Source organism: Mucilaginibacter sp. P4_G9, assembly GCF_056400985.1.
Genome location: NZ_JBFUKF010000785.1, coordinates 1 through 1,186, shown reverse-complemented (window position 1 = coordinate 1,186; position 1,186 = coordinate 1). Strand labels below are relative to the sequence as shown.

At 40.1% G+C, this 1,186-nt stretch carries 1 protein-coding gene; it reads left to right on the top strand.

Going from position 1 to position 1,186, the window contains the following annotated elements; genetic code table 11:
- Positions 1-687: 687 nt before the first annotated feature.
- On the top strand, positions 688-1,155 hold the full coding sequence (tnpA, locus tag AC1DPZ_RS27635; RefSeq protein WP_477409560.1) for an IS200/IS605 family transposase: 468 nt from the start codon (positions 688-690) through the stop codon (positions 1,153-1,155).
- Positions 1,156-1,186 lie beyond the last annotated feature (31 nt).

Genomic DNA, 1,186 nt, shown 5'->3' with positions numbered 1-1,186 from the left:
GTGGAACATAAGTAAACAAGGTTTTTATAAATAGTGCCGGGTTCCTGCTCCAGAGGAGCAGCAGCTTTGTAGAAAATAATATGCGTAATTCCTGCTCCAGCGAAGTAGCAGCTTTGTAGAAAGATCGTCCTGAATAAGCATATTGAAGGTGGTGCTCCTCTGGAGCACAAGACACCTCGTTGTCTGTCTACAAAGCTWTTGCTCCYCTGGAGCAACTCTGAATCATTTTTGCACGTGRAATTGAAATAAGCCGATGCAAAAACATTTAAATAAATCRTATAGTTCAGATGGTGGAATGTATTTAAACAAGTGGAATTTTTATGAATAATACTGCGCTCGTGCTCCGGAGGAGCAGCCGCTTTGTAGAATTTTTATGAATAATGCGTAGTTCCTGCTCCAGAGGAGCAAAAGCTGTGTAGAAAGATTTTAAACAGCCCGAATAAGCACATTGAATAGTGGTGCTCCTCTGGAGCACAAAACGTCGTTGTCATTCTTTTCCTACAAAGCTTTTGCTCCGCTGGAGCAGCTCTGAATGATGTTGCGTTCCTGCTCCGGGGGAGCAGCATCTTTGTAGAATTTTTATAAATAATGCGGAACCTGCTCCAGAGGAGCAGCAGCTTTGTAGAAAAAAATATAAATTTGATTTTAGAGCTCCAGAGGAGCTCGACTTATTGAATATTACCCGCTATGTCTGTCAACAATACCTATACACAACTCTACATCCATTTTGTATTTGCTGTTAAATACCGCGCCGCATTACTTAATGAAGATTGGGACGAACGCTTAAGGCTTTATATGACCGCAATTGTTCAAAACAATGGACATAAGATGATAGCCATTAATAACATGCCCGATCATATGCATCTGTTTATTGGTTTAAACCCCAAACAGTCCATTTCCGATTTAATGAAAGTGGTAAAAAGCGATTCATCCGAATGGGTAAACAAAGAGAATTTAACCATCGGCAAATTTCAGTGGCAACATGGATATGGGGCTTTCAGCCATAGCCGGTCGGAGGTTGACAAGGTTGTGAAATATATTTTAAATCAAAAGGAACATCATCAGGAAAAATCGTTTTTAGTTGAATATAAACAATTGTTAAAACGCTTTGATATTCCATATGAGGAGCAGTATATTTTCAAACTGCCCGAATAAACTTGTCCGATAGGGTTGTGCTCCGCTGGAG